Origin of the sequence: Bradyrhizobium sp. HKCCYLR20261 (assembly GCF_051168435.1) — a bacterium.
GTDB lineage: Bacteria > Pseudomonadota > Alphaproteobacteria > Rhizobiales > Xanthobacteraceae > Bradyrhizobium.
This window is the reverse complement of record NZ_JBNPUZ010000001.1, coordinates 502,991-527,779: the sequence shown is the minus strand read 5'-3', so window position 1 is coordinate 527,779 and position 24,789 is coordinate 502,991. Positions and strand designations below refer to the sequence as shown.

General features: G+C 64.3%; 29 protein-coding genes. 20 read left to right on the top strand and 9 right to left on the bottom strand.

Annotation, left to right across the window (positions count from 1 at the left end; translation table 11 throughout):
- Window positions 1-164: 164 nt before the first annotated feature.
- Both ACQR1L_RS02460 and ACQR1L_RS02455 read left to right on the top strand, forming a co-directional pair.
- Window positions 165-710 (top strand): TadE/TadG family type IV pilus assembly protein, encoded by a 546-nt coding sequence (locus ACQR1L_RS02460; protein ID WP_434856317.1) that lies wholly within the window; start codon window positions 165-167, stop codon window positions 708-710.
- A 71-nt stretch (window positions 711-781) separates the two neighbouring features.
- Window positions 782-1,342 (top strand): TadE/TadG family type IV pilus assembly protein, encoded by a 561-nt coding sequence (locus ACQR1L_RS02455; protein ID WP_434856316.1) that lies wholly within the window; start codon window positions 782-784, stop codon window positions 1,340-1,342.
- 191 nt (window positions 1,343-1,533) lie between these two features.
- Here ACQR1L_RS02455 and ACQR1L_RS02450 read toward each other — a convergent pair whose 3' ends face one another.
- The 3 genes from ACQR1L_RS02450 to ACQR1L_RS02440 all read right to left on the bottom strand — a co-directional run bounded on the left by ACQR1L_RS02450 (window position 1,534) and on the right by ACQR1L_RS02440 (window position 3,805).
- On the bottom strand, window positions 1,534-1,746 hold the full coding sequence (locus ACQR1L_RS02450; RefSeq protein ID WP_006612155.1) for a cold-shock protein: 213 nt from the start codon (window positions 1,744-1,746) through the stop codon (window positions 1,534-1,536).
- A gap of 298 nt (window positions 1,747-2,044) precedes the next feature.
- Window positions 2,045-2,335 (bottom strand): translation initiation factor IF-1, encoded by a 291-nt coding sequence (gene infA, locus ACQR1L_RS02445; RefSeq protein WP_008964724.1) that lies wholly within the window; start codon window positions 2,333-2,335, stop codon window positions 2,045-2,047.
- A 24-nt stretch (window positions 2,336-2,359) separates the two neighbouring features.
- Entirely contained in the window at window positions 2,360-3,805 is a 1,446-nt protein-coding gene (locus ACQR1L_RS02440; RefSeq protein ID WP_434856563.1) for a DEAD/DEAH box helicase, read from the bottom strand.
- A 507-nt stretch (window positions 3,806-4,312) separates the two neighbouring features.
- On the opposite strand from ACQR1L_RS02440, the gene urtA reads away from it, so the two are divergent.
- The 15 genes from urtA (at window position 4,313) to ACQR1L_RS02365 (ending at window position 18,424) form a co-directional block, all read left to right on the top strand.
- Entirely contained in the window at window positions 4,313-5,635 is a 1,323-nt protein-coding gene (gene urtA, locus ACQR1L_RS02435) for an urea ABC transporter substrate-binding protein (RefSeq protein WP_434856315.1), read from the top strand.
- Window positions 5,636-5,767: 132 nt separating this feature from the next.
- Window positions 5,768-7,330 (top strand): urea ABC transporter permease subunit UrtB, encoded by a 1,563-nt coding sequence (gene urtB / locus ACQR1L_RS02430; protein WP_434856562.1) that lies wholly within the window; start codon window positions 5,768-5,770, stop codon window positions 7,328-7,330.
- Window positions 7,327-8,490: an urea ABC transporter permease subunit UrtC gene (urtC, locus tag ACQR1L_RS02425; protein WP_434856314.1), complete on the top strand. Its 1,164-nt coding sequence runs from the start codon at window positions 7,327-7,329 to the stop codon at window positions 8,488-8,490. The genes urtB and urtC overlap by 4 nt, the downstream gene beginning before the upstream one ends.
- Window positions 8,491-8,495: 5 nt before the next feature.
- Window positions 8,496-9,257 carry an urea ABC transporter ATP-binding protein UrtD gene (gene urtD, locus ACQR1L_RS02420; RefSeq protein ID WP_434856313.1) on the top strand — a complete coding sequence of 254 codons (762 nt, stop codon included), beginning with the start codon at window positions 8,496-8,498 and terminating at the stop codon, window positions 9,255-9,257.
- 3 nt (window positions 9,258-9,260) lie between these two features.
- Window positions 9,261-9,956 (top strand): urea ABC transporter ATP-binding subunit UrtE, encoded by a 696-nt coding sequence (gene urtE / locus ACQR1L_RS02415; protein WP_172110076.1) that lies wholly within the window; start codon window positions 9,261-9,263, stop codon window positions 9,954-9,956.
- Between the two features lie 58 nt (window positions 9,957-10,014).
- Window positions 10,015-10,851: an urease accessory protein UreD gene (locus tag ACQR1L_RS02410; protein ID WP_434856312.1), complete on the top strand. Its 837-nt coding sequence runs from the start codon at window positions 10,015-10,017 to the stop codon at window positions 10,849-10,851.
- 49 nt (window positions 10,852-10,900) lie between these two features.
- Window positions 10,901-11,203 carry an urease subunit gamma gene (locus ACQR1L_RS02405; RefSeq protein WP_425112223.1) on the top strand — a complete coding sequence of 101 codons (303 nt, stop codon included), beginning with the start codon at window positions 10,901-10,903 and terminating at the stop codon, window positions 11,201-11,203.
- Window positions 11,204-11,373: 170 nt separating this feature from the next.
- Entirely contained in the window at window positions 11,374-11,679 is a 306-nt protein-coding gene (locus ACQR1L_RS02400; protein WP_006612145.1) for an urease subunit beta, read from the top strand.
- A 4-nt stretch (window positions 11,680-11,683) separates the two neighbouring features.
- The gene (locus tag ACQR1L_RS02395) at window positions 11,684-12,223 is read left to right on the top strand and encodes an HD domain-containing protein (RefSeq protein WP_434856311.1); all 540 of its coding nucleotides are present in this window, start codon (window positions 11,684-11,686) and stop codon (window positions 12,221-12,223) included.
- A gap of 54 nt (window positions 12,224-12,277) precedes the next feature.
- Window positions 12,278-13,993: an urease subunit alpha gene (gene ureC, locus ACQR1L_RS02390; protein WP_434856310.1), complete on the top strand. Its 1,716-nt coding sequence runs from the start codon at window positions 12,278-12,280 to the stop codon at window positions 13,991-13,993.
- Window positions 13,994-14,041: 48 nt separating this feature from the next.
- Window positions 14,042-14,341, top strand: coding sequence for a putative quinol monooxygenase (locus tag ACQR1L_RS02385; protein ID WP_008964711.1), 300 nt, complete (start codon window positions 14,042-14,044; stop codon window positions 14,339-14,341).
- Between the two features lie 40 nt (window positions 14,342-14,381).
- Window positions 14,382-15,005 (top strand): urease accessory protein UreE, encoded by a 624-nt coding sequence (gene ureE, locus ACQR1L_RS02380; protein WP_434856309.1) that lies wholly within the window; start codon window positions 14,382-14,384, stop codon window positions 15,003-15,005.
- Complete coding sequence (locus tag ACQR1L_RS02375; protein ID WP_434856561.1) at window positions 14,992-15,714, top strand: urease accessory protein UreF; 723 nt, start codon at window positions 14,992-14,994, stop codon at window positions 15,712-15,714. Before ureE ends, ACQR1L_RS02375 begins: the two co-directional genes overlap by 14 nt.
- Before the next feature lie 144 nt (window positions 15,715-15,858).
- Window positions 15,859-16,482, top strand: coding sequence for an urease accessory protein UreG (gene ureG, locus ACQR1L_RS02370; protein WP_434856308.1), 624 nt, complete (start codon window positions 15,859-15,861; stop codon window positions 16,480-16,482).
- Window positions 16,483-16,768: 286 nt separating this feature from the next.
- Entirely contained in the window at window positions 16,769-18,424 is a 1,656-nt protein-coding gene (locus ACQR1L_RS02365; RefSeq protein ID WP_434856307.1) for a CHASE domain-containing protein, read from the top strand.
- A gap of 90 nt (window positions 18,425-18,514) precedes the next feature.
- On the opposite strand, the gene ACQR1L_RS02360 is transcribed toward ACQR1L_RS02365, so the two are convergent.
- Both ACQR1L_RS02360 and ACQR1L_RS02355 read right to left on the bottom strand, forming a co-directional pair.
- Entirely contained in the window at window positions 18,515-19,063 is a 549-nt protein-coding gene (locus ACQR1L_RS02360; RefSeq protein WP_006612137.1) for a sigma-70 family RNA polymerase sigma factor, read from the bottom strand.
- Window positions 19,064-19,300 (bottom strand): NepR family anti-sigma factor, encoded by a 237-nt coding sequence (locus tag ACQR1L_RS02355; protein WP_434856306.1) that lies wholly within the window; start codon window positions 19,298-19,300, stop codon window positions 19,064-19,066.
- Between the two features lie 196 nt (window positions 19,301-19,496).
- On the opposite strand from ACQR1L_RS02355, the gene ACQR1L_RS02350 reads away from it, so the two are divergent.
- Window positions 19,497-20,300: a response regulator gene (locus ACQR1L_RS02350; protein ID WP_434856305.1), complete on the top strand. Its 804-nt coding sequence runs from the start codon at window positions 19,497-19,499 to the stop codon at window positions 20,298-20,300.
- Window positions 20,301-20,372: 72 nt separating this feature from the next.
- Here the strand turns inward: ACQR1L_RS02350 and ACQR1L_RS02345 are convergent, their stop codons facing one another.
- Window positions 20,373-20,864, bottom strand: coding sequence for an energy transducer TonB family protein (locus ACQR1L_RS02345; RefSeq protein WP_434856304.1), 492 nt, complete (start codon window positions 20,862-20,864; stop codon window positions 20,373-20,375).
- A 307-nt stretch (window positions 20,865-21,171) separates the two neighbouring features.
- On the opposite strand from ACQR1L_RS02345, the gene ACQR1L_RS02340 reads away from it, so the two are divergent.
- Complete coding sequence (locus ACQR1L_RS02340) at window positions 21,172-21,621, top strand: hypothetical protein (RefSeq protein ID WP_434856303.1); 450 nt, start codon at window positions 21,172-21,174, stop codon at window positions 21,619-21,621.
- 75 nt (window positions 21,622-21,696) lie between these two features.
- Here ACQR1L_RS02340 and ACQR1L_RS02335 read toward each other — a convergent pair whose 3' ends face one another.
- From ACQR1L_RS02335 to ACQR1L_RS02325, 3 genes are all read right to left on the bottom strand, one after another.
- Window positions 21,697-22,140, bottom strand: a complete 444-nt coding sequence (locus ACQR1L_RS02335) for a hypothetical protein (protein WP_434856302.1) — start codon at window positions 22,138-22,140, stop codon at window positions 21,697-21,699.
- A gap of 101 nt (window positions 22,141-22,241) precedes the next feature.
- Complete coding sequence (locus tag ACQR1L_RS02330; RefSeq protein ID WP_434856301.1) at window positions 22,242-22,613, bottom strand: DUF883 family protein; 372 nt, start codon at window positions 22,611-22,613, stop codon at window positions 22,242-22,244.
- Window positions 22,614-22,693: 80 nt separating this feature from the next.
- Window positions 22,694-23,812, bottom strand: a complete 1,119-nt coding sequence (locus ACQR1L_RS02325; protein WP_434856300.1) for an AI-2E family transporter — start codon at window positions 23,810-23,812, stop codon at window positions 22,694-22,696.
- Between the two features lie 223 nt (window positions 23,813-24,035).
- Between ACQR1L_RS02325 and ACQR1L_RS02320 the strand changes: the two genes are divergently transcribed.
- Window positions 24,036-24,776 (top strand): L,D-transpeptidase, encoded by a 741-nt coding sequence (locus tag ACQR1L_RS02320; protein ID WP_434856299.1) that lies wholly within the window; start codon window positions 24,036-24,038, stop codon window positions 24,774-24,776.
- Window positions 24,777-24,789 lie beyond the last annotated feature (13 nt).

The window sequence follows — 24,789 nt, the reverse complement described above, 5'->3', positions numbered from 1 at the left end:
CAATTTCCGTTGTAGCTGTATTGGGTTACGCCCGCCATGGAGCATGGTTAGTGAGCGGTTGATCATCGCGGCCATCCTGTCCGGATGATAGGAAACCCTTTCCCAAGAAGTTTGCATTATTTCTTTCACCCAGGTTGATGTGCCTTTCCAATCTGGATGACCCCATGCAAGCCAACGTTTCCTCGACCGCATCGATGCGCCGGCTGCTGCGCCGGTTTCGACGCAACCGGCGAGCATCGGCCGCGCTGGAATTCGCGCTGGTCGCCCCGATCTTCTTTGCGCTGCTGTTCGCGATCATCGAGACGGCGCTGATGTTCTTTGCCGGGCAGGTCCTCGAGACCATCACGCAGGACTCCGCCCGCATGATCCTGACCGGGCAGGCCCAGCAGGGGTCGTACACCCAGTCGCAGTTCGCGAGCTATGTCTGCACCCAGGTGCCCGCGCTGTTCGACTGCAACAAGATCTATATCGACGTGAAGAGCTACTCCTCGTTCGGGAACGTCACGATCGCCAACCAGATCGACAACACCGGCAACTTCATCAACAACATGACGTACAGCCCGGGCGCGGCCGGAGATATCGTCGTCGTCAGGCTGTTCTACCAGTGGCCGATCTACGTGACCGGCCTCGGCTACAACATCGCCAATCTGTCCGGCAGCAAGCGGCTGCTGGTCGGCACGGCAGCGTTCAAGAACGAGCCTTATTCATGACGTTCGCGAGCGACTCCCGAGTGCGCAATCGGATCTCAGGACTTCATCTGCTGTTTGGAAGAGTGCCGGCCATGTCTTTGAGCCTTGCCTTGCGGCGTCGCCTCGATGTTTTCACGGCGGATTGTCGCGGTGTCGCGGCCACGGAGTTCGCCTTCATCGTGCCGCTCATGCTGGTGATGTTCTTCGGCACGGTCGAGTTCTGCTCGGCTATCGCGGTCGACCGAAAGGTCACCCTGATGGCGCGCACGCTGTCCGACCTGACCTCGCAATCGACCTCGGTCGGCGACAGCGACATGTCGAACTTCTTCGCCGCCTCCACCGGCATCATGTATCCGTATTCGACGACGCCGGTGAACGCGACCATCACCGAGCTCTATGTCGACCCGACATCGAAGCAGGCGACCGTGAAGTGGAGCAAGGGATCGGCGCCGCGCACCGCCGGCACCACCGTCGGCATCCCCGCCGATCTGCTGGTCAGCGGCACCTATCTGATCTTCAGCGAGGTCAACTACCAATACGTCCCCACCGTGGGCTACGTGATGGGCAAGACCGGCATCAATCTCAGCGACGTCGCCTACACCCGCCCGCGGCAGTCGACCTGCGTCTATTACAGCCCGGCGACGTCCTGCTGAGGCGAGGCGGGGCGCTCGTCGGGAAGCGTCAATGGTTGTCTCGGAGCATGTGGCTCAGCGCAGACGACCGCGTGGGTGCGGGACCGATTGCCTCAACAGAGAACAATAAAGCAGCGGACAATAAAAAAGGCCGCACGAGGCGGCCTTTCGTCAGTCGTGGGCGATCGTGAGATCGCCCTGGCGCGGTTCGCTCAGTTGGCGGCGCGGAGATTGTCGGCCGACGACTTGCCCGAGCGACGGTCAGCGACGATCTCGTAGGAGATCTTCTGGCCTTCGCGCAGCGTGCCGAGACCAGCGCGCTCGACGGCGCTGATGTGCACGAACACGTCGTTGCCGCCGTCGTCCGGCTGAATGAAGCCATAGCCCTTGGTTGCGTTAAACCACTTCACGGTTCCCATGCTCACGGGGTAGTTCCCTTCTCAGATATCAAATGCGTAACCCAGATTCCTGGGCTGGTTAGATCGAATTTTTGGAAGGGTCGTCAGCGTCTGAACCGGCTGTACCGGTAATAGCTAATCTCGTCCGGCCGAAAATCGATTGCGGGATATATTATTGGAATTGGCCCCGCAAAACAATCCTGAGCTGCGCGAGGGCGCAGGATTTTTTGACGCGCCGGCTTGAGGCCGGCACGCTGAATTGCGGCTGATTGCGCAAGAGTTCATCAAGCTGGAGACGGGGCGGAACGGCGTTCCGCCCCAAGCCTCAGCGCCGGCGGAACTGGCCGCCACGCTGCGGTGCGCCGCGCGGGGGGCCGCCCGGCGTGCTCGGCCGCTCGTCCTTGTGGCGGAAGATCAGCCGGCCCTTTTCCAGGTCATAGGGCGACATCTCGACGGTCACGCGGTCGCCCGCCAGCGTCTTGATGCGATTCTTTTTCATCTTGCCCGCTGTGTAGGCGACGATCTCGTGCCCCGCGTCGAGTTGTACCCGATAGCGTGCGTCGGGAAGGATTTCGGTGACCAGCCCTTCGAACTGGATCAGCTCTTCCTTAGCCATGTCTTTCTCCAGATCGATAGACGTCTAGTTTGGCCGTTGGTTGCGATTGTGAGCGTGGTTTTTGGGTCTGCCTTCGCGATGCAGGAATGCAACGCCTTGAATCGACCCGGCCTTGCCGCCGCCTTGCGGCGGACGCTGGGGCTCCTGACGATTGCCTGGCAGAGAGGCCACCTTAGCATTGGAACGACGACGTCGGCGAGGGCCTTTTGCGGCGTTGCCCCCATCGTTGGTCCGCGCATTCTGCATGCCAGGACGGCCGCCGCCGGGGCTTCCCTGATGATTGCCTTGACGGGCGCCTTGGCGCTGCGGCTGGCCGGCCGGAGCCGCCTCGCGATGGCCAGGAGTGCGGCGGTCTTCGCGCGGCAGCGAGGTCTTGGTCAGCCGCTCGATGTCGCGGAGATAGGACATCTCGTCCGGCCCGGCGACCAGCGAGATCGCGACGCCATCGGCGCCGGCGCGCGCGGTGCGGCCGATGCGGTGGACATAGGTCTCGGGCACGTTCGGCAGGTCGAAATTCACCACATGGCTGACGCCGTCGACGTCGATGCCGCGCGCGGCGATGTCAGTGGCGACCAGGGTGCGGATCTCGCCGGTGCGAAACGCCGCCAGCGTGCGCTCGCGGTGGTTCTGCGACTTGTTGCCATGAATGGCCTGGGCCGGGATGCCGGCCTTCTCCAGGCCCTTCACGACCTTGTCGGCGCCGTGCTTGGTGCGGGTGAACACCAGGGCGCGGTTGACCGGCTCCTCCTTGAGCAATTGGGCCAGCAGGCCCGGCTTGGCGGAGTGATCGACCTGGATCACACGCTGGGCGATGCGCTCGACCGTCGAGGACACCGGGGTCACCGCGACCCGCGCCGGATCCCGCAGCATGGCATCGGCGAGCTCGGCGATGTCCTTCGGCATGGTCGCGGAGAAGAACAGCGTTTGCCGCTTGATCGGCAGCTTCGCCACGATCTTCCGGATGTCGTTGATGAAGCCCATGTCGAGCATGCGGTCGGCTTCGTCGAGCACCAGGAACTCGACATGCGACAGTTTCAGGGCGTTGCCCTGGACGAGGTCGAGCAGGCGGCCCGGGGTGGCGACCAGCACGTCGACGCCCGGCATCACCGCGCGCACCTGGCGTCCCATCGGGACGCCGCCGATGGCCAGCGTGGAGCTGAGGCGGATGTGGCGGCCATAGGTGTTGAAGCTGTCGAGGATCTGGCCCGAGAGCTCGCGGGTCGGGCTCAGCACCAGCACGCGCGCGGTCTTCGGCTGCGGCTTGATGCGGTTCTCCAGCAGCCGATGCAGGATCGGCAGCGCGAACGAGGCGGTCTTGCCGGTTCCGGTCTGCGCGATGCCGATCACATCGCGGCCTTGCAGCGCGATCGGGATGGTCTGGGCCTGGATCGGGGTGGGGGTGGTGTAGTTCTCTTCCTTCAGCGCGCGCGTCAGCGCGTCGGCGAGGTTGAAGTCCTGAAAGGAGGTCAAAAGATGGGGCTTTCCATAAGAGGATATGCCCTCGTCGGCATGCGTGCCGGACGCGGGCGGGTGATTGGAGACACCCGCGTGTTTGGAGCGCCTATTGTGGAGTGCTGAGAATGCGGAGCCAGAAGCTCTGTCAGAGCTAAAGAACACGCGGCTCGCAAAGATCCGGCCGATTCGCCTCGATCTATCAGTTATATGGAACAGATGGAGGCGCGTTTCAAGGCCGCTGCTCTCCGGTATGCTGCCGAAAGCGGTAATGGGCTGCTTCAAAATTAGCCATTTCAAACATCGTGCATAAATTTAGTGCTGTCTGATGGCTGATTGGTCAGTTTGCATGCCCAAAATGGCGGCAGATGGATGCGACCCTTCGCCGCGAATTCGCCGAGTTCCACATTTCGCTCAATGGCTTACGAGATGTGAACGGTATGGCACGCTTCTTGCGATTCTTCCGCCGCAGACCGCCGGCCGATTTGGCTGCGAAGCACGTCTGCGTCAGGGAGATATTATCGCATGCTTACTCGACTCACTCAGGAATTAACGGCGCCGTTCAGCCGCCGTCGCTGGCTGGCTGCTGCTGCCGGCCTGGCTCTCGGCGCTGCCGGCTTCGGCCCGGCGATGGCCGCTGACGACACCATCAAGGTCGGCGTCCTGCATTCTCTGTCCGGCACCATGGCCATCAGCGAGACCACGCTGAAGGACACGATCCTGTTCCTGATCGACGAACAGAACAAGAAGGGCGGCGTGCTCGGCAAGAAGCTCGAGGCCGTCGTGGTCGACCCCGCCTCGAACTGGCCGCTGTTCGCCGAGAAGGCGCGTGAGCTGATCACCAAGAACAAGGTCTCGGTCGTGTTCGGCTGCTGGACCTCGGTGTCGCGCAAGTCGGTGCTCCCTGTGTTCAAGGAGCTCAACAGCATCCTGTTCTATCCCGTCCAGTACGAGGGCGAGGAGAGCGAGCGCAACGTGTTCTACACCGGTGCGGCGCCGAACCAGCAGGCGATCCCGGCGGTCGACTACCTGATGAAGGAAGAGAAGGTGAAGCGCTGGGTGCTGGCCGGCACCGACTACGTCTATCCGCGCACCACCAACAAGATCCTGGAAGCCTACCTGAAGTCGAAGGGCGTGGCTCAGGAAGACATCATGATCAACTACACGCCGTTCGGTCACTCCGACTGGCAGACGATCGTTGCCGACATCAAGAAGTTCGGCTCAGCCGGCAAGAAGACCGCCGTGGTCTCGACCATCAATGGCGACGCCAACGTTCCGTTCTACAAGGAGCTCGGCAACCAGGGCATCAAGGCGAAGGACATTCCGGTCGTCGCGTTCTCGGTGGGTGAGGAAGAGCTCGCCGGCATCGACACCAAGCCACTGGTCGGCCATCTCGCCGCCTGGAACTACTTCCAGTCGATCAAGACTCCGGCGAACGAGAAGTTCATCAAGGAGTGGCAGGCCTACACCAAGAATCCGAAGCGCGTGACCAACGACCCGATGGAAGCGCATGTGATCGGCTTCAACATGTGGGTGAAGGCGGTCGAGAAGGTGAAGTCGACCGATGCCGACAAGGTCATCGACGCGCTCCCGGGCACCGAGGCGCCGAACCTGACCGGCGGCGTGTCGAAGATGCTGCCGAACCACCACATCACCAAGCCGGTGTTCATCGGCGAGATCAAGGGCGATGGCCAGTTCAGCGTCGTCTACAAGACCAAGGATCTCGTCCCGGGCGACGCCTGGTCGAAGGAGCTCGATGGCTCCAAGGACCTGATCGGCGACTGGGTCGGCAAGAAGTGCGGCAACTACAACACCAAGACCAACAAGTGCCTGGGCTCGGGCACCTGATCTGAGCCTTGCGACGTCATCAAGACCGGAGAAGGCGGCGACCTCCGCCGCCTTCTCTCTTCCTCCTGCCGGGGTGGTCCAGTGCCTGCCATTGTTCTCGCGCTTGTGCGCGGCCTTCTTCTGTCCATTGCCTTGATCGTCGCGACCGCTCCGGCTTTTGCCGCCAGCTTCGAAGAATCGGTCGCCAAATTCGCCAATGACGACTTCTCCGACACCGACGACGCCGTGGGCGAGATCGCGGTGTCCGGCAACCCGCTGGCCTTTCCGATCATCAGCGCGCTGCAGGACGAGCGGCTGATGTTCGATGCCGAGACCAAGAAGGTCTTCATCAAGCAGGCTGACGGCAAGATCATCGATGCCGCGACCGGAGCCGCCGTCGACAAGCTGCCGGACAACGCGGCGGCCGTCAGCCTCAACAACCGGCTGCGCCGCAGCGTCGATGCCGCGCTCGGCGGCCTGACCTTGCTGTCGCCCGACACCAACACCCGGCTGACCGCGGCCAAGTCCGTGTTCAAGTCGCACGAGGAGGCGACGCTGCCGACCGTGGAGTCGGCGCTCGCCAAGGAAACCAATCGTACGGTGAAGCAGGCGCTCGCCGAGGCCCGCGCCGCCATCCTGCTGTTCAAGTCCGATGCCAGCGAGGTCGACAAGCTCGAGGCCGTCGCCACCATCAAGGCGCGCGGCGACCAGGAGGCGCTGGCGCTGCTCACCGAGATCAGCGGCGGCGACCAGCCGGCGAATGTCGCCAAGGCGGCGGCGAGCGCGATCTCCTCGATCCAGGGCACGCTCGCGATCTGGTCGGGCGTGCAGAACGCCTGGTACGGCCTGTCGCTCGGCTCGGTGCTGCTGCTGGCCGCGATCGGGCTTGCCATCACCTTCGGCGTGATGGGCGTCATCAACATGGCCCATGGCGAGATGGTGATGCTCGGCGCCTACACCACCTTCGTGGTGCAGGAAGTGATCCGCACGCGCTACCCGGCGCTGTTCGATTATTCGCTGCTGATCGCGGTGCCGCTCGCCTTCCTGGTGGCCGGCGCGATCGGCGTCGTGATCGAGCGCACCATCATCCGCTTTCTCTACGGACGTCCGCTCGAGACCCTGCTCGCCACCTGGGGCCTGTCGCTGATCCTGCAGCAGGCGGTGCGCTCCGCGTTCGGCCCGACCAATCGCGAGGTCGGCAATCCCTCCTGGATGAGCGGCGCCTTCGAGCTCGGGCAGATCACGATCACCTACAACCGGCTCTGGATCCTCTGCTTCACGATGGCCGTGTTCGCGATCCTTCTGGCCATGTTGCGCTACACCGCGCTGGGCCTGGAGATGCGTGCCGTCACGCAGAATCGGCGCATGGCGGCGTCGATGGGCATCGCAACCTCGCGCGTCGACGCCCTCACCTTCGGCCTCGGCTCGGGCATCGCGGGCATCGCCGGCGTGGCGCTGTCGCAGATCGACAACGTGAGCCCGAATCTCGGCCAGAGCTACATCATCGACTCCTTCATGGTCGTGGTGTTCGGCGGCGTCGGCAATCTCTGGGGCACCTTGGTCGGCGCCTTCACGCTCGGTATCGCCAACAAGTTCCTGGAGCCGGTTGCGGGCGCCGTGCTCGGCAAGATCGCGATCCTGGTGCTGATCATCCTGTTCATTCAGAAGCGCCCGCGCGGGTTGTTTGCGCTCAAGGGCCGGGCGGTGGAAGCATGATGGCGCATGTGCTGACGAGGTCGCTGGACCGCGGAGCGTCGATCTTTCTTCTGATCGTTACCGCCTGCGGCATCCTCATCCCGCTGTCGAACCTGCTGCTGCCGGAGGGGTCCGCGCTACAAGTGCCGACCTATCTGGTGGCGCTGTGGGGCAAATATGTCTGCTACGCGATCCTGGCGCTCTCGATCGACCTGATCTGGGGTTATTGCGGCATCCTTTCGCTCGGCCACGGCGCGTTCTTCGCGCTCGGCGGCTACGCGATGGGCATGTATCTGATGCGCCAGATCGGCACCCGCGGTGTCTACGGCAATCCGATCCTGCCGGACTTCATGGTGTTCCTGAACTATTCCAAGCTGCCCTGGTACTGGCACGGCTTCGACATGTTCTGGTTCGCCGCGCTGATGGTGCTGGTCGTGCCCGGCCTGCTGGCCTTCGGCTTCGGCTGGCTCGCCTTCCGGTCGCGCGTCACCGGCGTGTACCTCTCGATCATCACGCAGGCGATGACCTATGCGTTGCTGCTCGCCTTCTTCCGCAACGATTTCGGCTTCGGCGGCAACAACGGCCTGACCGACTTCAAGGACATTCTCGGCTTCAACGTGCAGGCGGAGGGTACGCGCGCGGCCCTGTTCGCGCTGAGCTGCCTGGCGTTGATCCTGGCATTCCTGATCTGCCGTGCCGTCGTGTCGTCGAAGCTCGGCAAGGTGCTGATCGCGATCCGTGACGCCGAGTCGCGCACGCGCTTCCTCGGCTATCGCGTCGAGTCCTACAAGCTGTTCGTGTTCACGCTGTCGGCCTGCATGGCCGGCGTCGCCGGCGCGCTGTATGTGCCGCAGGTCGGCATCATCAACCCCTCGGAGTTTGCTCCCGGCAACTCGATCGAGGCGGTGATCTGGGTGGCCGTCGGCGGCCGCGGCACGCTGGTCGGTGCGGCGCTCGGCGCCGTCGTCGTGAACTATGCCAAGACGTTCTTCACCTCGGGCGTGCTGGCCCCGTATTGGCTGTTCATGCTCGGCGCGCTGTTCGTGCTGGTGACGCTGCTGCTGCCGAAGGGCATCGTGGGCACCTTCAACAGCTGGTGGGATCAGCTCGGCACCAAGCGGCCGAATGCCGACAGCGCCGCCCGCGAGGATGGCGTCACCGAACCCAAGATGGCGGAGTGAGCGGCATGAACGTGATGGATACCAGATCGACCTCCGCGCTGCTCTATCTCGACGGAGTGCACGTCTCCTTCGACGGCTTCCACGCCATCAACAATCTCTCGCTCACGCTCGAGCCCGGCGAGATGCGCGCCATCATCGGCCCGAACGGCGCCGGCAAGACCACGATGATGGACATCATCACCGGCAAGACCAAGCCCGACGAGGGCACGGTGCTGTTCGACGGCAAGACGGATCTCACGCGCCTGGACGAGACCCGCATCGCCGAGCTCGGCATCGGCCGCAAATTTCAGAAGCCGACGGTGTTCGAGAGCCAGTCGGTGGAGGACAATCTGCTGCTGGCGCTCAATGTCGATCACAGCGTCAAAGGCACCTTGTTCTGGCGCGGCTCCAAGGGCGAGGCGGAGCAAATCGACAAGGTGCTGGAGACGGTTCGGCTCAAGGATGTCCGGCGCAAGCTTGCCGGCAGCCTCTCGCACGGCCAGAAGCAGTGGCTGGAGATCGGCATGCTGCTGGCGCAGGACCCGAAGCTGCTGCTGGTCGACGAGCCCGTGGCCGGCATGACCGATGTCGAGACGCATCAGACGGCTGAGCTGCTCAAGGAAATCAATCGGGATCACACCGTCATGGTCGTCGAGCACGACATGACCTTCGTGCGCGAGCTCGGCGTCAAGGTCACCTGCCTGCATGAAGGCACGGTCCTGGCCGAGGGCACCATCGACCAGGTGTCGTCGAACGACCGCGTGATCGAAGTGTATCTGGGGCGCTAGGCGATGTTGGACGTCAAGGACATCAATCTCTATTACGGCGCCGCCCAGGCGCTGCGCGGCGTCTCGATCGCGGCGGAGCCCGGCAAAGTCACCTGCGTGCTCGGCCGCAACGGCGTCGGCAAGACCTCGCTGCTGCGGGCGCTGGTCGGGCAATATCCGCTGGCGTCGGGCAGCATCACCTTCGACGGCGCCGACATCACGCACCTGAAGCCCTATGAGCGGGCGCGCAAGGGCATCGGGTTCGTGCCGCAAGGCCGCGAGATCTTCCCGCTGCTGACGGTCGAGGAGAACCTCAAGACCGGCTTCGGCCCGCTGAAGCGGGCCGACCGCAGTATCCCGGACGACGTGTTCTCGCTGTTTCCGGTGCTGCAGTCGATGCTCGGCCGCCGCGGCGGCGATCTCTCCGGCGGCCAGCAGCAGCAGCTCGCGATCGGGCGGGCCATGGTGATGCGGCCGAAGGTCCTGCTGCTGGACGAGCCCACCGAGGGCATCCAGCCCTCGATCATCAAGGACATCGGCCGGGCCATCTCCTATCTGCGCAATCTCGGCAATATCGCCATCGTGCTGGTCGAGCAGTATCTCGACTTTGCCTGCGAACTCGGCGACAACTTCGCCGTGATGGATCGCGGCGCGGTGAAGTTCACCTGCACCCGCGCCAACCTCGATCCGGCCGAGATCAGCCGCCAGATGGCGCTGTGATCGTCATCTAGCTCTCAGGGCGCGGCCTTGCCGCGTCCGGTCCCAGGGGAGGGGATCGATGCGGGCCGATCCCGCCGGCGCCGCCGCCGACATCTTCGAGGCCAACCGCGCCCGTGGCGCGGTGCGCTTCGACGTGCGACTGCAGGACGGCGTGACGCGGCGTCACCATCTGCATGAGTCCGGCTCGCTGCGCGTCCGCTTTCCCTCGCCGGAGGATGATGGCCTCTCGGCGATGTTCGTCAATACGGCCGGCGGCATCGCCGGCGGCGACCGCTTCGCGATCGAGGTTGCGGCGGGCGAGGGCAGCCGCGTCACGCTGTCGAGCGCCGCCGCCGAGAAGGTCTATCGCGCTCCGGGGACGCCGGCCGAGCTGGACATTGCGCTGAAGGCCGAAGCCGGCGCGCACATCTCGTGGCTGCCGCAGGAGACCATCCTGTTCGACCGCGCCCGCATCCACCGCCGCATCGACATCGAGCTTGCCGAGACCGCTTCGCTGCTCCTGTGTGAGATCGTCGTGTTCGGCCGCACCGCGATGGGCGAGCGCATGCGTGAGGGCGAGTTCGTCGACCGCTGGCGGCTCAAGCGCGGCGGCAAGCTGGTGTTCGCGGAGACCGTCCGCCTCGACGGCGATATCGGCGACAAGCTGGCGCAGCCCGCGATCGCCAAGGGCGCGGCGGCCATCGGGACGGCGCTGATCGTGCCGGGCGATGCCGCGCTGATCGAGCGCATCCGGGAGAGCCTGCCGGCCTTCCGGGGCGAGGCCGGGCTGTCGGCCTGGAATGGATTTGCAATGGCGCGCTTCTGTGCCCAAGATGCCGCGAGCCTGCGCGCCGACATGATGTCGGTGCTGGGCTGTGCTTCGGCCGTGCCGCTCCCGCGGCTGTGGCTCAATTAGACGTTTACCAACCCGCGATTATCCAGAAGACGATCACCAGAGAAGCCGCATGAACCTGTCTCCCCGCGAAAAGGACAAGCTCCTGATCTCGATGGCCGCCATCGTGGCCCGCCGCAGGCTCGAGCGCGGCGTCAAGCTGAACCATCCCGAGGCGATCGCGATCATTTCCGATTTCATCCTGGAAGGCGCGCGCGACGGCCGCACCGTGGCCGAGCTGATGCAGTCAGGCGCCCAGGTGCTGACCCGCGACCAGGTGATGCCCGGCATCCCCGAGATGATCCACGACATCCAGGTCGAAGCGACGTTTCCGGACGGCACCAAGCTGGTCACGGTGCACGAGCCGATCCGGTGAGGCGAGCCCAACTCTTTCGGTCGTCATGCCCGGGCTTGACCCGCCTGCGCGGCCGTAGCCGCTTCGGCGCGGCGAAGGCCCGGGCATCTACGCTCTTCGATCTCAATGGAAAGACGTGGATGGCCGGGTCAAGCCCGGCCATGAGGCAGTGGAAACCTGCGAGGTAACACATGATCCCCGGCGAACTCTTCATCCAGGACGGCGAGATCGAGCTCAATGCCGGCCGCAAGACCGTGACGCTCTCGGTCGCCAACACCGGCGACCGGCCGATCCAGGTCGGCTCGCACTACCATTTCTTCGAGACCAACCCGGCGCTGAAGTTCGATCGCAAGAAGGCACGGGGAATGCGGCTCGACATCGCCGCCGGCACCGCGGTGCGCTTCGAACCCGGTCAGACCCGCGACGTCCAGCTGGTGGCGCTCGCCGGCAAGCGCATGGTCTATGGCTTCCGCGGCGACGTGATGGGCAAGCTGTAGACCGATGCTGACCGGACTGCGCCTCGTCTCCGAAGCGGCCGAGCTGGCGGCGCGCCGCCATGCCGGCCAGCAGCGCAAGGGGCGCGACGAGGAGCCGTACGTCAATCATCTTGCCGAGGTCGCGAACATCCTGGCTGCAACAACTGATGGCGCGGATGCCGAGCTCGTCGCGGCCGGCTGGCTGCACGACACGATCGAGGACACCGACACCACGCGCGACGAACTGGCGCAGCGATTCGGCACGCGCGTCGCAGGCTTCGTCGAGGAAGTCACCGACGACATGACCTTGCCCAAGAGCGAGCGGCGCGCCGTCCAGGTCATCGCGGCGCCGGCCAAGTCCGCGGGCGCCAAGCAGATCAAGATCGCCGACAAGATCAGCAACATCCGCGCCCGCATCGTCTTCGAGCCCGACTTGGAGCAGCAGCTCGAACTGATGGAATATGTCGGCTGGGCCGAACAGGTCGTCGCCGGTTGCCGCGGCGTCAATGCGCGGCTGGACGCGCTGTTCGACGAGACTGTCACGAATGCACGAGGGACGCTGTGAGCGCATCGCCGGTGTCTCGACAACACGACAAACCGAACTGATTGGGGGCCAACGATGTCCGTCAAGATCAAGCGTTCCGTCTATGCCGACATGTTCGGCCCGACCACCGGTGACAAGGTCCGGCTGGCCGACACCGATCTCATCATCGAGGTCGAGAAGGACTTCACCACCTATGGCGAGGAGGTGAAGTTCGGCGGCGGCAAGGTGATCCGCGACGGCATGGGCCAGTCGCAGGCGACGAGCAAACAGGGCGCTGCCGACACCGTCATCACCAATGCGCTGATCGTCGATCACTGGGGCGTGGTGAAGGCCGACGTCGCGATCAAGGACGGGATGATCAGTGCGATCGGCAAGGCCGGCAATCCCGACATCCAGCCGGGCGTGACCATCGTCATCGGTCCCGGTACCGACGTGATCGCGGGCGAGGGCAAGATCCTCACCGCCGGCGGCTTCGACAGCCACATCCACTTCATCTGCCCGCAGCAGATCGAGCACGCGCTGATGTCGGGCGTGACCTCGCTGCTCGGCGGCGGCACCGGGCCGTCGCACGGCACTTTCGCGACCACCTGTACGCCGGGCCCGTGGCACATCGGCCGGATGATGCAGTCGTTCGACGCCTTCCCGGTCAATCTCGGCATCTCCGGCAAGGGCAATGCGTCGCGCCCGGCCGCGCTGGTCGAGATGATCAAGGCCGGCGCTTGCGCGCTGAAGCTGCACGAGGACTGGGGCACTACGCCCGCCGCCATCGACAACTGTCTCTCGGTCGCCGACGATCACGACATCCAGGTGATGCTGCACTCGGATACGCTGAACGAGTCCGGCTTCGTCGAGGACACCATCAAGGCCTTCAAGGGCCGCACCATCCACGCCTTCCACACCGAGGGCGCCGGCGGCGGTCACGCGCCGGATATCATCAAGGTCGCCGGCCTGAAGAACGTGCTGCCGTCGTCGACCAACCCGACGCGGCCGTTCACGCGCAACACCATCGACGAGCATCTGGACATGCTGATGGTGTGTCACCATCTCGATCCGTCGATCGCCGAGGACCTCGCCTTTGCCGAGAGCCGCATTCGCAAGGAGACGATCGCGGCCGAGGACATCCTGCACGATCTCGGCGCGCTCTCGATGATGTCGTCGGACTCGCAGGCCATGGGCCGGCTCGGCGAGGTCATCATCCGGACCTGGCAGACCGCCGACAAGATGAAGAAGCAGCGCGGCGCCTTGCCGCAAGACAAGGGCAAGGACAACGATAATTTCCGCGTCAAGCGCTACATCGCCAAATACACGATCAACCCGGCCATCGCGCATGGCGTGTCGAAGCTGATCGGCTCGGTCGAGAAGGGCAAGCTCGCCGACCTCGTGCTGTGGTCGCCGGCGTTCTTCGGCGTCAAGCCGGACTGCGTGATCAAGGGCGGCACCATCGTGGCGGCGCCGATGGGCGATCCGAACGCCTCGATCCCGACGCCGCAGCCGGTGCATTACCAGCCGATGTTCGGCGCTTTCGGCAAGTCATTGACGGCCTCGTCGGTGATCTTCACCTCGAAGGCGGCGGTTGCCGGCGGTCTTGGGCGCAAGCTCGGCCTGTCCAAGAAGCTCTACGCTGTGCAGAACACCCGCGGCAAGATCTCGAAGAAGAGCATGATCCACAACGATGCGACGCCGAACATCGAGGTCGATCCGGAGACCTATGAGGTGCGCGCGGATGGCGAATTGCTGACCTGCGAACCCGCCGAGGTGCTGCCCATGGCGCAGCGCTACTTCATGTTCTAAACTTGCTCCCGGTACCCAGAAACAGAAACGTACCGGGAGGACTGCTTCGTGATCTACGTCGTCGCCACTTTGACCATCAAGCCTGAAACGCGTGCCGAGTTTATTGCCGCTGCCACTGCCTGCATCGAAGGGACCCGCAAGGAACCCGGCAATATCGCCTATGATCTGCACGAAAGCGTCACCGACCCGAGCCGGATGGTGTTCGTCGAGCAGTGGGAGAACGCCGAGGCGCTGGTGCCGCATCGCGCGACCGAGCACATGAAGACGTTCGGGCGCGTCGCCGTGAAATGCATGGCGGCGCCGCCGAAGATCGAGATCATCACGCCTGAGAAAGTCGATGTCCGCTGAGCGGAATTGATCGGGCGAAAGAGAGAATGAGGATGTCAGTATGATCCGCGCCACCCGCGTGCTCGGGCAGCATCGTTGGAAAGAGGCGGCCGCCGATTCCGTCCTGCTCGATTTCGACGATCGCCACCGCCGCCGCATGGCGATGACCGGCACGCGCGGGCTCGAATTCCTGCTCGACCTCGAGCACGCCACCGCGCTGCGCGGTGGCGATGCGCTCGTGCTCGAGGATGGCCGGCTGATCGAGGTCGTTGCGGCGGCCGAGCCACTGCTCGAGATCCGCGCCAGCGATCCGCAGCATCTGGTGAGGCTCGCCTGGCATCTCGGCAACCGGCATCTGCCGACCCAGCTCATGGCCAAGAGCCTGCGCATCCGCCGCGACCATGTGATCGAGGCGATGGTGAAGGGCCTCGGCGCGCGCGTCATCGAGATCGAGGCGCCGTTCGATCCCGAGGGCGGCGCTTATGCCGAGCCCAGCCATGCTCATGCCCATGATGATCACGACCATCACGGGCACGGTCATCATCACGATCACGGGGCGCATGATCATGGGCATCATGGCCATGATCACGGCCATGCGCATCACCATGATGACCATCATGTCCATGATGAGCATTGCGGTCACGATCATCATCACGGGCATTCCCATGCTCATGACCACAAGTGAGCAGGCGAGCGCCTTGACGGAGATGCGCGAGCTGGATTCGGCCGCGCTTTATCGCCTGCTGACCTGGCTGTCGCCGGCGTTTCCGATCGGCGGCTTCTCCTATTCCAGCGGCATCGAATGGGCTGTCGAGGCCGGCGACATCGCCGATGCCGCGTCGTTTCGCGACTGGCTGTCGACCATGCTCACCCATGGCGGCGGCTTCTGTGACGCCGTGTTTCTCGCACACACGCATCGCGCGGTGGAGCAGGGAAACATGGAGGTGCTCGGCGAGATTGCCGAACTCGCCGCCGCCTTCGTACCGTCACGCGAGCGTCAACTCGAGACGGCGTCGCAGGGACGGGCCTTCATCGAGATCGCCCGCTCGGCATGGAGCAGCCCGGATCTCGACGATGCGGTCGCACGTTGTGAGACGGTGGTTTATCCCGTTGCCGTCGGGCTTGTTGGCGCCTTGCACGATGTGCCACTGATGCCCTTGCTGCACGGGTTTCTGCACGCTGTGACCTCGAACTGGATTTCCGCCGGCAGCCGGCTCGTTCCGTTGGGGCAGACCGACAGCCAGCGCGTGCTGGCTGCGCTCGAGCCGGTGGTCGCGGCGACCGCGGACCGTGCGCTGGTGGCGTCGCTCGATGATCTCGGCAGCGCCACCTTCCGCGCCGACCTCGCCAGCCTGCGCCACGAGACGCAATATACGAGGTTGTTCCGCTCGTGAGCCGTTCGTATTTGTCGACACCGGTGCAGCCGATGGGCGCCATCGCGCCGGCCGCGCGAACGATCGGGTCGCAGCGGGCGACATCCACGATTTTTTGGTGTTATCGATCCTCGCTCGCGCGGGGACGGCAGAAGGACAATTGACATGGCATCGTCTCACGGTCCGCTCCGCGTCGGAGTCGGCGGTCCCGTCGGATCCGGCAAGACCGCATTGATGGACCTGCTCTGCAAATCGATGCGGGAGCGTTACGACATCGCAGCGATCACCAACGACATCTACACCAAGTGGGATGCCGAGTTTCTGGTTCGCTCGGGCTCGCTGACGCCGGATCGCATCGCAGGCGTCGAGACCGGCGGCTGTCCGCACACGGCGATCCGCGAGGACGCCTCGATGAACCTGGCCGCGGTGGCCGATATGCGGGCCAAGTTCCCGGGCCTTGATCTGGTGCTGATCGAATCCGGCGGCGATAATCTCGCCGCGACCTTCTCGCCGGAGCTCGCCGACATCACGATCTACGTCATCGACGTCGCGGCCGGCGACAAGATCCCCTCCAAGGGCGGCCCGGGCATCACCCGCTCCGACCTGCTGGTCATCAACAAGATCGACCTCGCACCCCATGTCGGGGCCTCGCTGGAGAAGATGGAGACGGATGCCAAGCGCATGCGGGGGGAGCGCCCGTTCGTCATGACCAACCTGAAGAAGAGCCAGGGGCTCGACCGGATCATCGGCTTCATCGAGGCCAAGGGCGGGCTCCAGCCGTCCGCCTGACGGGGTGATCCTGCCGACTTGCTGCGGCGTTGCTGCTCATGGGGGAGGGCCGGCAGACGCAAAAAAGCCGTACCCGACCGGAACAACTTTCGAGGCCGGCTGTTGCTTCCACCCCGGGGTGCGCCTTACCCGAAGGCGCCCAGGCGGCTGGTGGACGGCCGGTACCCTGGGATTGCTTTCGCGATCGCTCCGATCACGTCCGCTCGCCCGAGGTGCGTCTTGAGTTGCAGGTCAGGTTATTGGATGACTGGTCTCCTTCGCCAACCCTCGACCTCAGAGTAGACGAGTGCTCCGGCTGGGTATCATCATTGCCGTGATTGCGTTGGTCGGGACGGCGCTGTCCGGCTTGGCCGCGTATCGCGTTCATGATCAGGAATTGGCCATCGACCGGATCGCGCTCGCGCGCGCCATCGACGTTCACGCCAGCCTGGTCCAGGACCGCCTGACGGAGCGCGAGCTGCTGGCGCGGGTGGCCTCCGGGCTGTTTCGGGCGCCGTCCGTGATCAAGGCCAACATGCTGGAGCCGCTGCGCTCGTCGATCTACGCCTTCAAGACCGATTTCGTGGTTGCATCCTGGATCGCGCGCCTCCGCCCCAACGAATTTCCGGTCGCTCAGGCCGAGCTGCGGCAGGCGGGCTTCCCGAACCCGACCATTCGCAGCTACGACGACACGCCGTTGGCGCCGAATGTCGACCAGCCGGTCGACGTGCTGATGGACCTGGAGCCGCGCAACGCGGAAACGAGCAGACTTCCCGGCCGGGCGCTCGACCGCCAGCCCATCGTCGGGCCGATGCTGGCGCGGGCGATGGCGGAGGGCAAGCCGATCGCCTCGGATCCCACCCCGTTGTTGCGGAGCGATGGTCCCATGGGCATCGTGCTGGCCGCCCCGGTCGTCCCGCAGGGAGCCACCAGCCCGGCAGGCTTCGTGACATTTTCCTACGAGATCGGGCCGCTGCTGCTCACCAACGATGATCTCTCATTGTTCTCGGTCGCGTTGAAGGACCCTCGCAACGCGTCCGACGAACTGGTCGCTAACGATCAGGGCGCCGTCACGATGAGAACGCGCGGAATGGACGATCCAGCGCCGTCCTCCACCCGCACCGTGGCGTTCGGCAATCACGATTGGTCGCTGGTCTACTACGCCAAGAGCAACGCAGTCCGGCGCGCGCAACAGACCGCGGCGATCGTCGGCGTGATCGGGCTTGCATTGACCGGCATCATCTGCGGCCTGTTCGGCTACGTCGCGTACAACAATCTGCGGCTGAGCCGAGAAATCCAGGTGCGGATCGGCTTCGAGCGCCGGTTGACGGCGGTCATCGACGAGCTGAATCATCGGGTCAAGAACATCCTGGCGGTGATCCAATCCATCGTGACGCGCACGCTGCGCCATGGCAGCGACATCGACGTCGCGCGCGAGCTACTGATCGGGCGGATCCACGCGATGTCGAACGTGGTGACATTGCTCAGCGAAAGCCAGTGGCAGGGCGTTCAGCTGCGCGGCCTGTTCGAAGCGCGCGCGATCCCACATGCCGAGCGCATCGCGGTCAGCGGGCCGGATATCACCGTGAGCGCCCGCGCCGCCCAGAGCCTCTCTCTGTTGTTCTTCGAGCTCGCTTCGCACTCCGACGAAGGCTTGTCGCTGGTCGGCAAGCACCCGCACATCACGGCGAAATGGGAGGTGACGGGCGAGGAGCCGAACGCCGTCTTCAACTTCCGCTGGGAAGAGCTGAACACCAGTGAAGCGACGCGACGTCCGGACAGCGATTTCGGATTGATCCTGCTCGATCGCGTGGCGCCTGAAGCCCTTGGCGGAACGTCGAAGCGCTTCTTCACCGAAGCGAGCTACGTGTATGAGCTGACCGCTCCGATGGAGACCGTCATCGACATGACGGAGCGCGACCGTACCGAACAATTCTCGGCGCCAGTACGTCCGCCCAAATAGTCGGACTGACAAGTCTCGCCATCAATGCAAAGAGGCGGCTCCCGGAAACGGGGCCGCCTCTTTAACCGTTCTGTCGGGCTGCGAGCGGCGTCAGCCGCCGCTGCCACCGATCACGGCCCGCACGGTTTCGTCCGGACCGAAATCCTCGGCTCCCTCGACGTAGAGCAGAGCCGCGAGTTTCGAGCGCGCCCGGTTGACGCGGCTCTTGATCGTGCCGACGGCGCAGCCGCAGATCGCGGCGGCATCCTCGTAGGAGAAGCCGGATGCACCGACCAGGATCAAGGCTTCGCGCTGGTCCTGCGGAAGCTTCTCCAGGGCGGCACGGAACTCCTCGAACTCGAGATGCGCGCCTTGCGAGGGATGCGTCTTGAGCGTCTTGGCGTAGTTGCCCTCGGCATCTTCAACCTCGCGCCGGCGTTTGCGATAGTCGGAGCGGAACAGGTTGCGCAAAATGGTGAACAGCCAAGCCGGCAGATTGGAACCGGGTTGAAACGAGTCGATGTTGGCCAGCGCCCGAAGCAGGGTTTCCTGCACCAGGTCGTCAGCGCGATCGCTATTACCGCTCAAGGAAATCGCAAATGCGCGGAGGCTGGGGACGGCCGCGAGGATATCGTCCCTCAAGGAATCAGTGAGAGGCATTCACTCCCTCCCGTCGTTCTGGTCGGTGGATCCCCCGCCGTTCTCCACGTGGGACTTTGCTGCCGGTCCATCAAGCTTGCGAACCAAATCCGCAAACCGATCAGGCACCCCCTGGCGGACGACATCGTCGTACATCGCGCGGAGTTGATGACCGATCCTCGACTGGATCTCTGCGTTGAGTCCGCCGGGCTTGCGCGGTGCCGCATTCTTGCTGGCTTGAGACTTTACATCTTTCATGACCTTTTCCACGTTTCCCCGAGAGTTAAGTCCCTGAAGCTTCAAGAATTATTCTCGCCACCGAGAGGGTCTGTCGGGAACTAATGCAACGGGCCGCGAAAAGTTCCACGCGTTTGGGGAACTTTTCTTAATGTCGGGCGTAATCAGCACATCATGGAACTCGGGCCGACCGCCCGGAATACCAAATGGAGTGGGGATGAGCCGATCACAGCTAGTTGCTGAACATTTGCCGCTGTTGCGCCGGTATGCACGTGCTCTCACCGGTAGCCAGGGGTCCGGGGACGCCTATGTCGGCGCCATGCTGGAGGCTCTGATCCAGGATCCGGCGCTGCTGGACGAGCGGTATGGCGCGCGCGCCGGTCTTTTCAGGCTGTTTACCCAGATCTGGAATTCGGTCGCGCTCAACGACGATGCCGAGGTCGCGACCTTGCCGATGCCGCCCGAGCGGCGCCTCTCCAACATTACTCCCTTGCCGCGGCAAGCCTTCCTCCTGCTCTCCCTCGAAGGTTTCCCGGAGGAGGAGGTGTCGTTCATCCTGGATATCGACGTGGCGGAGACCCGCCGTCTCGCCGATGCGGCCGGTCGCGAGCTCGCGGCTGAGATTGCGACCGACGTGCTGATCATCGAGGACGAGACCTTCATCGCGATGGATCTCGAGAGCCTCGTCAAGAATCTCGGCCACAACGTCATCGGTGTGGCGCGCACGCATGCGGATGCTGTCGCGCTTGCGAAGAACAAGAAGCCCGGCCTCATCCTGGCCGACATTCAGCTCGCTGACGGCTCTTCCGGTCTCGATGCCGTCAACGAACTGCTGCGGACATTCGAGGTTCCCGTGGTGTTCATCACCGCCTATCCCGAGCGCTTCCTGACCGGCGAGCGGCCGGAGCCGGCGTTCCTGATCTCCAAGCCGTTCCAGCCGGCGATGGTGTCGGCGGTGGCGAGCCAGGCGCTGTTCTTCCAGCGCAACTCGCGCAATCGGATGCCGAAGCCGGCGGCCTGACGCGAAGCGAGCTTGGTCCCAACCCACGGCGCGCCACGCAAGGGCGCGCCGTGACCGTTGTGTAGGTCTTGCTCAGCAGCCCCGGCAGATGGTGTTGAGCTTCGCCTTGAGGGCTTTATCGTTTGCGGCGATTTCGTCAGACAGGACGCCGGAGGGCCGCAGCGGCACAAACACGACGGGCAAAGTGAATCTCAGCTCCTCATCGGGCCATTCGCGCGGTGGAGGGGCGAACGGCTGTGAGCGTTCGACCATGGCCAGCGCCTCCTGGTCCAGCGCCGGCTCGCCCGTGCTTTCGAGCAAGGCTGCAAACCGCAAGCGTCCGTCTCGGTCGATCTCGAATACGACCTTGGCCTTGCCGCCCTTGTCCTTTGCCTCCGGAGGGACGCGGCGATGCATTTTCAGCTGCAAGACGAGATCTCTGACCCACTCGTCCCTGGTGCCGCCGAACGCCTCTGCCGGTCCCAGGAGCGCAAGCGCCAATGCCACGCGAGCCGACGCCCAAGGCAGCCAACCTGATCGCATCCCAGCCCCCGTGCCGGCTACCGCCGCGAAATCCTCGGTCAATCCATACCGCCAAGGGCCGTTGGCAGCAAAGAGCGGGGCAAACGGGGAGATCAAAAAGATGCGGGGCACCGCCGGCATCACCACGGCGGTGCCCCGCGTCGCCGGTCAATGGGGCAGGGGGAATAACCGGCTGCCGAGATGACGCGCCACCCCGAAAGTCGTTCCCACCGCGATACAGATTTTTTCGATCAGCTGTCGAGGATCACGGAAGTGTTGACACACGGTTAAGTGATTTGCCCGTCCGCGAACCCAGCTCCTGCGACCCACGTTGGTATGCCGATCGCCTGACGGCGAGGGGAGCAGAGATATGTCGCAGACCGCGAAAGTTGTCGTTCTGAGTTCGCTGGCCGCCTCGGTTATGCTCGTTGGCGCCATGCAACTTGCGTCGGGGCACGATCTCGCCTCTCTGGCGACCGACGCCGCGGCCAGGGTCTCCGCCAGCGACAGGAGCGTCGTCGCGACGTCAAGTCACGTCAATCGGAGCGCAAAGTCCGACCGGGCTGCGACGGCTGCGGAAGCTGCGCCGACGCAGACCGTATCGATCAAGCTCGCCGCCTTCGCCGACACAACGTTCCTGATGCGCCTTCCCGTAGCCCCGCCTGCTGCGAGCGTCGCTCCTTCGGTGCCCCAGGGATCGCAGCTGATCACTACGGACGGCCGGCAGCAGGCGACGAAGCATCCAGTCGCGTGTGAGCCGTCGGTGTCCGTCCTGACCGAAATTGCCAAGCGACTTCAGCCCGGCCGCTGCTTGACTTGATCACGCTCTCCGCCAGCGCGAGACTGTCGCCGAGCGGCCTGTGAGTCCGGATCGTTTTGGACGATCCGTGGAATGTCACTCGGCCGGTGATTGGTTCTCTCCTGCTTGCCGGCTGACGAAGATTCCAAGCGCGAGGCCGCCTACGGCCAGAATTGGGACCAGCCGCTTGACGCCGATCATTCGGACGATCTGCAGCCCGCTGGCGAGCAGCATCGGGTCAGCTAGGACGGACTGGGCGGCTGAGCGCGCCGTGTCGGCCGTGCGCGAGGCGTGCCTGTTGATGGCACGTTTGCGCACCATGTAGCTGATCGCTGCGATCAAGGTGACCACGAAGAAGATGGCTGCTCCCGTGAGGCACGCGGCGACCAGCCCGTAACGCTGGAAAACGGCGACGAAGGCGGCTGCACATAGAAAGCTCGTGGTGACGAACAATCCCGCCGCTGTGGCCATGGCCAGCGACGTCAGCCGAACGGCATGTCCGGTCGATTCCTGGACGTCCGCGATCAGGCGCTGAAGCATGTCATCAATCTCCGTGTTCGCTCATTCCTGTGGCCCTAAACTGAATCGGCGCCGATGCCGGCGCCGAAAGACGGGTCGTTGCTTCGCCGCGCTTCACTGAGCTAGCGACGCCAGGCCGCGCCAATCAGGAATCCGAGGCCCAGCGCGAGGCCGACAGTTGCGAGCGGCCGCTGCGCGATCACGTCCTCCAGCCGCTCTTCGAGCGAGTTTGCCGCGTCCTGCGCTGCGCCGAACATGGCACTGCCACGCTCGGACATATCGTCGAAGGTCTGATCCACGTTTTCGCGGGCCTGACGATAGCCGCTCCGGGCTTGCTTGCCGGCCTGTCCGGCAAAGGCGTTCAAGGCATCGGTGATCTGTTCGGTGAGGGCTGCTATATCGTTCTTCACGGCGTGAACATCCTTCTGCAAGCGGTCATAGTTCGCTTTGTCGGTGAGATCTTTCAGGCTGATTTCACCATCGGGCGGTGGCATGGAAAGCTCCCGGGGCCAGGCTCATATGTGTCAGCTGCAGAAACGCCGCGTGCCGGCCGAAGTTCCTGCCTTGAAACCAATTAGTCAGACGGCAGTTGCGGCGAATTGTCAGGCAGCAGGTGCTCTTTCATGATGATCCCGACAATCAGCAGCGGCGACGCCAGGAAGGCGCCCATCGGGCCCCACAGCCACGTCCAGAACGCCAGCGCGATGAACACGGCGAGAGCATTGAGCGCGAGCCGCCGGCCGATGATGGTCGGGGTGACGAAGTGCCCTTCCATGAAGGTGATGACGGCGAAGATCAGAGGGCCGACCATGCCGGCGCCCAGAGTCGGGAAAGCGATGGCGCCGACCACGACGAGCACCACGAACATCGCGATCGGTCCGATGATCGGGATGAAGTTCAGCGTTGCGGCCAGTGCTCCGAGGCCGGCCGGGTTCGGCATTCCTGCCAGCGCGCAGGCTAGGCCGGTGGCGATGCCGACGCCGGTGTTGATGAAGGTGACGGTCAGCAGGTAGTTGCCGAGGTGCAGCTCGAGCTCATTGAGGATACGCAAGGTCCGCAGCCGCGCCTCGTGATCGCCGAAGGTCATGATCAGCGTCCGCCGCAGATCGCGCCAGCTTGCGATGAACAGCACCAGCGTTGCGAAGAACAGCAGGAATTCGGTGAAGGTCGGGGAGAGAAATTCGATCGTCGGCTGCACCCAGTCAAACTTTGGAAGCTCCAGGCTGGCCGGCGCCGCCGTGCTTCCGCCCCCGATCGCCGCCTGCATCTCGTGCCACAGCGCGAGCGGCCGATCGAACACGTGCAGCTTCGCCTTCATCTGCGTCGCAAGTTCGGGAAGCCGGTTCGTCCAGTCCAGCACCGGCGCCGAGATCAGGCCGATGATGAAGGCCAGCCCCGCGGCCACGGCGATGACGATCAGCACGGCGCCGACACTCCGGGGAATATGGTGGCGCTCGAGAAAGTTGGCTGCGGGCGACAGCATCGTGCCGACGACGAAGGCCATCACGATGGGAAGAAAGAACGCCTTGGCGACATAGAGTACGCCCGTTACGCAGATCGCCGCCAGAATGACCAGTGCGATCGCGACGACCTCGGCACGCTTGATGACCGGAGGTACTTCCTGGCTGCTTTCCGTGACGGCTGCGGCCTCGTGCCCGCTCGCCAGGAGTCGCTCGGTGGGAAGGACACGCACCATGGTTTCCCCGGCGAATGGAGCGCAAAGCTCGCAATGTCATGTTCTGAATTGAAATGGATAACAGCTGGTCCCGCGGCCGGTTCCCTCGCGAGAACGTGAGCATCATTGCGCTTGACTGACGCAGGTCGACCACATCGCCGGGGGAACTACGGCGACCTATGTGACGTTTGAGGAGGCAATCACGCATCGCACGGCGATGCTCGTCTGACAGGGGCATTCCATGACACAGATCTCTTCCGGCAGCCGGTTCAGCCTGCGCAGGACTGCAACGCTCGTGCTCGGCGCGGCTGCGCTCGTGCTCCTGCCCGGTTCGGCTTCGCATGCCCAGAGCCTTGGCTACGCGCCGGTCGAGCAGCAGGCATTCCCGCCGGATGATACTGACGCGGCGGCAGTGACGCAGGACGAGGACAGCCAGCTGCCGGACCGCCTGCGTCGCACGGTCGTCAATCTCGATACCCGCGAGGCGCCGGGCACCATCATCATCGATACCGGCAACACCTATCTCTACTACGTGCTCGGCGGCGGCCGTGCGCTGCGCTATGGCGTCGGGGTCGGCCGCGAGGGCTTCACCTGGTCGGGCGTGCAGACGGTGACGCGCAAGGCGGAGTGGCCGGATTGGCATCCGCCGGCGCAGATGATCGCCCGCCAGCCCTATTTGCCGCGGTTCATGGCGGGCGGCCCCGGCAACCCGCTGGGGGCGCGCGCGATGTATCTCGGCTCCAGCGAGTATCGCATCCACGGCACCAATGATCCGACCACGATCGGGAAATTCGTGTCGTCGGGCTGCATCCGCCTCACCAATGAGGACGTCTCGGATCTGTTCAGCCGCGTCCAGGTCGGCACCAAGGTCGTGGTGCTGCCGAAGAACGGCTCGCTCCAGGCCCGCACCGGCGCGCCCCGCGTGACGTCGTTGTCCTCGGGACGGCAGGCGATGTCTTTGCCTGTTGCCAGCATCAACTAAGCGAGGACCGCGA

Excerpts from the sequence above, each read along its gene's own strand:
- ACQR1L_RS02405 (WP_425112223.1), top strand. The coding sequence starts at position 10,901 with ATGAACCTGTCTCCCCGCGAAAAGGACAAGCTCCTGATCTCGATGGCC.
- ACQR1L_RS02360 (WP_006612137.1), bottom strand. The coding sequence starts at position 19,063 with ATGCCTCTCACTGATTCCTTGAGGGACGATATCCTCGCGGCCGTCCCC.
- urtA (WP_434856315.1), top strand. The coding sequence starts at position 4,313 with ATGCTTACTCGACTCACTCAGGAATTAACGGCGCCGTTCAGCCGCCGT.
- ACQR1L_RS02335 (WP_434856302.1), bottom strand. The coding sequence starts at position 22,140 with ATGCTTCAGCGCCTGATCGCGGACGTCCAGGAATCGACCGGACATGCC.
- ACQR1L_RS02340 (WP_434856303.1), top strand. The coding sequence starts at position 21,172 with ATGTCGCAGACCGCGAAAGTTGTCGTTCTGAGTTCGCTGGCCGCCTCG.
- ACQR1L_RS02320 (WP_434856299.1), top strand. The coding sequence starts at position 24,036 with ATGACACAGATCTCTTCCGGCAGCCGGTTCAGCCTGCGCAGGACTGCA.
- ACQR1L_RS02455 (WP_434856316.1), top strand. The coding sequence starts at position 782 with ATGTCTTTGAGCCTTGCCTTGCGGCGTCGCCTCGATGTTTTCACGGCG.
- urtE (WP_172110076.1), top strand. The coding sequence starts at position 9,261 with ATGTTGGACGTCAAGGACATCAATCTCTATTACGGCGCCGCCCAGGCG.
- ureG (WP_434856308.1), top strand. The coding sequence starts at position 15,859 with ATGGCATCGTCTCACGGTCCGCTCCGCGTCGGAGTCGGCGGTCCCGTC.
- ureC (WP_434856310.1), top strand. The coding sequence starts at position 12,278 with ATGTCCGTCAAGATCAAGCGTTCCGTCTATGCCGACATGTTCGGCCCG.
- ACQR1L_RS02375 (WP_434856561.1), top strand. The coding sequence starts at position 14,992 with ATGACCACAAGTGAGCAGGCGAGCGCCTTGACGGAGATGCGCGAGCTG.
- urtC (WP_434856314.1), top strand. The coding sequence starts at position 7,327 with ATGATGGCGCATGTGCTGACGAGGTCGCTGGACCGCGGAGCGTCGATC.
- ACQR1L_RS02400 (WP_006612145.1), top strand. The coding sequence starts at position 11,374 with ATGATCCCCGGCGAACTCTTCATCCAGGACGGCGAGATCGAGCTCAAT.
- ACQR1L_RS02330 (WP_434856301.1), bottom strand. The coding sequence starts at position 22,613 with ATGCCACCGCCCGATGGTGAAATCAGCCTGAAAGATCTCACCGACAAA.
- ACQR1L_RS02395 (WP_434856311.1), top strand. The coding sequence starts at position 11,684 with ATGCTGACCGGACTGCGCCTCGTCTCCGAAGCGGCCGAGCTGGCGGCG.
- ureE (WP_434856309.1), top strand. The coding sequence starts at position 14,382 with ATGATCCGCGCCACCCGCGTGCTCGGGCAGCATCGTTGGAAAGAGGCG.
- ACQR1L_RS02410 (WP_434856312.1), top strand. The coding sequence starts at position 10,015 with ATGCGGGCCGATCCCGCCGGCGCCGCCGCCGACATCTTCGAGGCCAAC.
- ACQR1L_RS02350 (WP_434856305.1), top strand. The coding sequence starts at position 19,497 with ATGAGCCGATCACAGCTAGTTGCTGAACATTTGCCGCTGTTGCGCCGG.
- urtD (WP_434856313.1), top strand. The coding sequence starts at position 8,496 with ATGAACGTGATGGATACCAGATCGACCTCCGCGCTGCTCTATCTCGAC.
- ACQR1L_RS02460 (WP_434856317.1), top strand. The coding sequence starts at position 165 with ATGCAAGCCAACGTTTCCTCGACCGCATCGATGCGCCGGCTGCTGCGC.
- infA (WP_008964724.1), bottom strand. The coding sequence starts at position 2,335 with ATGGCTAAGGAAGAGCTGATCCAGTTCGAAGGGCTGGTCACCGAAATC.
- ACQR1L_RS02355 (WP_434856306.1), bottom strand. The coding sequence starts at position 19,300 with ATGAAAGATGTAAAGTCTCAAGCCAGCAAGAATGCGGCACCGCGCAAG.